Consider the following 5,625-nt stretch of genomic DNA (forward strand, 5'->3'; position numbering starts at 1 on the left):
CGGGTGCGTCCGTTCCTTGAGAACTCAACAGCGTGCACTATGTTCAATGCCAATTTTTGAACCCTGTCCCTTGCCTTTTGGTGGGGGTGGGATTCCTTTGGATTGATGGACAGTCAGTATTGATTGTTTCTCGGTCAGAGATTGAACTCCCTGATGCCTTCGGGTGTTGGGAACCATTTTTTTTTGGAGAGTTTGATCCTGGCTCAGGACGAACGCTGGCGGCGTGCTTAACACATGCAAGTCGAACGATGATCCGGTGCTTGCACCGGGGATTAGTGGCGAACGGGTGAGTAACACGTGAGTAACCTGCCCTGGACTCTGGGATAACCCCGAGAAATCGGAGCTAATACCGGATAGGACCTCGAATCGCATGGTTTGGGGTGGAAAGTTTTTCGGTCTGGGATGGACTCGCGGCCTATCAGCTTGTTGGTGAGGTAATGGCTCACCAAGGCGTCGACGGGTAGCCGGCCTGAGAGGGTGACCGGCCACACTGGGACTGAGACACGGCCCAGACTCCTACGGGAGGCAGCAGTGGGGAATATTGCACAATGGGCGCAAGCCTGATGCAGCAACGCCGCGTGAGGGATGACGGCCTTCGGGTTGTAAACCTCTTTTAGTAGGGAAGAAGGGCTTCGGCTTGACGGTACCTGCAGAAAAAGGACCGGCTAACTACGTGCCAGCAGCCGCGGTAATACGTAGGGTCCGAGCGTTGTCCGGAATTATTGGGCGTAAAGAGCTCGTAGGCGGTTTGTCGCGTCTGCTGTGAAATCCCGAGGCTCAACCTCGGGCCTGCAGTGGGTACGGGCAGACTTGAGTGCGGTAGGGGAGAATGGAATTCCTGGTGTAGCGGTGGAATGCGCAGATATCAGGAGGAACACCGATGGCGAAGGCAGTTCTCTGGGCCGTAACTGACGCTGAGGAGCGAAAGCGTGGGGAGCGAACAGGATTAGATACCCTGGTAGTCCACGCCGTAAACGTTGGGCGCTAGATGTGGGGACCTTTCCACGGTTTCCGTGTCGTAGCTAACGCATTAAGCGCCCCGCCTGGGGAGTACGGCCGCAAGGCTAAAACTCAAAGGAATTGACGGGGGCCCGCACAAGCGGCGGAGCATGCGGATTAATTCGATGCAACGCGAAGAACCTTACCAAGGCTTGACATAACCGAGAACGCCGCAGAAATGTGGAACTCTTTGGACACTCGGTTACAGGTGGTGCATGGTTGTCGTCAGCTCGTGTCGTGAGATGTTGGGTTAAGTCCCGCAACGAGCGCAACCCTCGTCGTATGTTGCCAGCACGTAATGGTGGGAACTCATATGAGACTGCCGGGGTCAACTCGGAGGAAGGTGGGGATGACGTCAAATCATCATGCCCCTTATGTCTTGGGCTTCACGCATGCTACAATGGCCGGTACAAAGGGCTGCGATGTCGTAAGGCGGAGCGAATCCCAAAAAGCCGGTCTCAGTTCGGATTGAGGTCTGCAACTCGACCTCATGAAGTCGGAGTCGCTAGTAATCGCAGATCAGCAACGCTGCGGTGAATACGTTCCCGGGCCTTGTACACACCGCCCGTCAAGTCATGAAAGTCGGTAACACCCGAAGCCGGTGGCCTAACCCTTGTGGAGGGAGCCGTCGAAGGTGGGATCGGTGATTAGGACTAAGTCGTAACAAGGTAGCCGTACCGGAAGGTGCGGCTGGATCACCTCCTTTCTAAGGAGCATCTGGAGACTTCGGTCTTCCAGGCATGCCGGTATCAAGACGAATGTTCTTGGCTGGCAGCTCATGGGTGGAACATTGACATAGGCATCAACGTGAATGGTTCGCGTCTAGTACGCCCGCTTCGGTGGGTTGGAACGGTGGGGGCCGGCCGGGTTGGTGCGTGCACGCTGTTGGGTCCTGAGGGACCGGACAACTCTGCCTTCGGGTGGGGGTGATGGTTTCTTCAGGCCTTCACCGAGGTCGGCTTCGTGCTGGCGGGTGTGGGGGTTCTGGCCGTCTGTTGAGAACTACATAGTGGACGCGAGCATCTTAGAAGCAGCCTTCGGGCTGTTTCACAATAGGTGAATCGCCAGGAGGGTGCCTTTCGGGGTGCTCTGTTTGGTGTGTTCACTGGTCAATTTCGTGGCATCGCCCTTCGGGTGGTGTCGCACGAATTCGATCGAACTCATGTGATTTCAAGTTTCTAAGAGCAAACGGTGGATGCCTTGGCATCTGGAGCCGAAGAAGGACGTCGTAATCTGCGATAAGCCTCGGGGAGCTGATAAACGAGCTGTGATCCGAGGATTTCCGAATGGGGAAACCCCGCCAGGCCCTTTGGGTGACCTGGTGACTCCCGCCTGAATATATAGGGCGGGTAGAGGGAACGTGGGGAAGTGAAACATCTCAGTACCCACAGGAAGAGAAAACAACCGTGATTCCGTAAGTAGTGGCGAGCGAACGCGGAAGAGGCTAAACCGAGCCATGTGTGATACCCGGCAGGGGTTGCATGGTCGGGGTTGTGGGACCTTTCGGGTCGATCTGCCGGTCGACCACGGTGACGCGTCAGGTATAGACGAATGGCATTGAAAGGCCAACCGGAGTGGGTGTGAGTCCCGTAGTCGAAATGCCTGGCCGGCCGGAGAGGTATCCCAAGTAGCGCGGGGCCCGAGAAATCCCGCGTGAATCTGTCAGGACCACCTGATAAGCCTAAATACTCCCAGATGACCGATAGCGGACAAGTACCGTGAGGGAAAGGTGAAAAGTACCCCGGGAGGGGAGTGAAATAGTACCTGAAACCGTTTGCTTACAAACCGTTGGAGCCTCCTTGTTGGGGTGACAGCGTGCCTTTTGAAGAATGAGCCTGCGAGTTAGTGATCTGTGGCGAGGTTAACCCGTGAGGGGAAGCCGTAGCGAAAGCGAGTCTGAATAGGGCGATTCAGTCGCAGGTCCTAGACCCGAAGCGAAGTGATCTATCCATGGCCAGGTTGAAGCGACGGTAAGACGTCGTGGAGGACCGAACCCACTTCAGTTGAAAATGGAGGGGATGAGCTGTGGATAGGGGTGAAAGGCCAATCAAACTTCGTGATAGCTGGTTCTCTCCGAAATGCATTTAGGTGCAGCGTTGCGTGTTTCTTGCCGGAGGTAGAGCTACTGGATGGCCGATGGGCCCCAACAGGTTACTGACGTCAGCCAAACTCCGAATGCCGGTAAGTGAGAGCGCAGCAGTGAGACGGTGGGGGATAAGCTTCATCGTCGAGAGGGAAACAACCCAGACCACCAACTAAGGTCCCTAAGCGCGTGCTAAGTGGGAAAGGATGTGGAGTTGCACAGACAACCAGGAGGTTGGCTTAGAAGCAGCCACCCTTGAAAGAGTGCGTAATAGCTCACTGGTCAAGTGATTCCGCGCCGACAATGTAACGGGGCTCAAGCACGCCACCGAAGTTGTGGCATTGACATTTGTGGTAGGCCTTCGTGGTCCAGCCGTGTTGATGGGTAGGAGAGCGTCGTGTGGCCGGTGAAGCGGCGGTGGAAACCAGCCGTGGAGGCCACACGAGTGAGAATGCAGGCATGAGTAGCGAAAGACGGGTGAGAAACCCGTCCTCCGGAAGACCAAGGGTTCCAGGGTCAAGCTAATCTGCCCTGGGTAAGTCGGGACCTAAGGCGAGGCCGACAGGCGTAGTCGATGGACAACGGGTTGATATTCCCGTACCGGCGAAGAACCGCCCACACTAATCCAGCAATGCTAAGCATCCGAAGCCAGCCATCGTCCCTTCGGGGACACCGGTTGGTGGAGCGTGCGACCCGAGTCTGGTGCGGTGAGCGTATTAACAGGTGTGACGCAGGAAGGTAGCCCAACCCGGGCGATGGTTGACCCGGGGCAAGCGTGTAGGCCGAGCGATAGGCAAATCCGTCGCTCACACAGGCTGAGACGCGATGCGGATGAAAAGTGGGTGATCCTATGCTGCCGAGAAAAGCATCGACGCGAGGTTCCAGCCGCCCGTACCCCAAACCGACTCAGGTGGTCAGGTAGAGAATACCGAGGAGATCGAGAGAATCGTGGTTAAGGAACTCGGCAAAATGCCCCCGTAACTTCGGGAGAAGGGGGGCCGGATACGTGTAGGGACTTGCTCCTGAAGCGTTGAAGGCCGCAGAGACCAGTGGGAAGCGACTGTTTACTAAAAACACAGGTCCGTGCCAAGTCGCAAGACGATGTATACGGACTGACGCCTGCCCGGTGCTGGAAGGTTAAGAGGACCGGTTAGCCGCAAGGCGAAGCTGAGAATTTAAGCCCCAGTAAACGGCGGTGGTAACTATAACCATCCTAAGGTAGCGAAATTCCTTGTCGGGTAAGTTCCGACCTGCACGAATGGCGTAACGACTTCCCAGCTGTCTCAACCGCGAACTCGGCGAAATTGCATTACGAGTAAAGATGCTCGTTACGCGCAGAAGGACGGAAAGACCCCGTGACCTTTACTACAGCTTGGTATTGGTGTTCGGTGTGGCTTGTGTAGGATAGGTGGGAGACTGTGAAGCGGGCACGCTAGTGTTCGTGGAGTCATTGTTGAAATACCACTCTGGTCACTCTGGATATCTAACTTCGAACCGTGATCCGGTTCAGGGACAGTGCCTGGTGGGTAGTTTAACTGGGGCGGTTGCCTCCCAAAAAGTAACGGAGGCGCCCAAAGGTTCCCTCAACCTGGTTGGCAATCAGGTGGCGAGTGTAAGTGCACAAGGGAGCTTGACTGTGAGACTGACAGGTCGAGCAGGGACGAAAGTCGGGACTAGTGATCCGGCAGTGGCTTGTGGAAGCGCTGTCGCTCAACGGATAAAAGGTACCTCGGGGATAACAGGCTGATCTTGCCCAAGAGTCCATATCGACGGCATGGTTTGGCACCTCGATGTCGGCTCGTCGCATCCTGGGGCTGGAGTAGGTCCCAAGGGTTGGGCTGTTCGCCCATTAAAGCGGTACGCGAGCTGGGTTTAGAACGTCGTGAGACAGTTCGGTCCCTATCCTCTGCGCGCGCAGGAAATTTGAGAGGATCTGACCCTAGTACGAGAGGACCGGGTTGGACGAACCTCTGGTGTGCCAGTTGTTCCGCCAGGAGCACCGCTGGTTAGCTACGTTCGGGATGGATAACCGCTGAAAGCATCTAAGCGGGAAGCCGGCCTCAAGATGAGATTTCCATCCCCTTCGGGGGGAGAGGCTCCCAGCCAGACGACTGGGTTGATAGGCCAGATGTGGAAGCACCGCAAGGTGTGCAGCTGACTGGTACTAATAAGCCGATAACTTGACAATCACTACACTCACACACGTTTGAAGATCATTCATCGAAAGGCCGTGTGAGTGGCCCAGGATTGCTCGCGTCCACTCTGTGGTTCCCAACAGACGGAACCCCACTACGTAATTCAACACAGAACACCACACCCAGCCCACATGGCGACCACCAACAACGGTCACCGGGCGGGTGTGGCCAACGAGACCACACACCCACCCACCAACACCCTTGGTGCCGGACGCGGTGTGGCAAGAGTTTCGGCGGCCATAGCGCGAGGGAAACGCCCGGACACATTCCGAACCCGGAAGCTAAGACTCGCAGCGCCGATGGTACTGCAGGGGCGACCCTGTGGGAGAGTAGGACACCGCCGGACAT

General features: G+C 56.3%; 3 rRNA genes. All 3 read left to right on the plus strand.

Annotated elements, in window-relative coordinates:
- Positions 1 to 180: 180 nt before the first annotated feature.
- The 3 genes from EDM22_RS19155 (at position 181) to rrf (ending at position 5,623) form a co-directional block, all read left to right on the plus strand.
- A 16S ribosomal RNA gene (locus tag EDM22_RS19155) occupies positions 181 to 1,705 on the plus strand.
- 462 nt (positions 1,706 to 2,167) lie between these two features.
- A 23S ribosomal RNA gene (locus EDM22_RS19160) occupies positions 2,168 to 5,270 on the plus strand.
- A 236-nt stretch (positions 5,271 to 5,506) separates the two neighbouring features.
- Positions 5,507 to 5,623, plus strand: a 5S ribosomal RNA gene (gene rrf / locus EDM22_RS19165).
- Together the 16S, 23S and 5S rRNA genes form the textbook arrangement of a ribosomal RNA operon.
- Positions 5,624 to 5,625: the final 2 nt, after the last annotated feature.

It is taken from the genome of Agromyces tardus, from assembly GCF_003710805.1.
GTDB classification, from domain to species: Bacteria; Actinomycetota; Actinomycetes; order Actinomycetales; family Microbacteriaceae; genus Agromyces; species Agromyces tardus.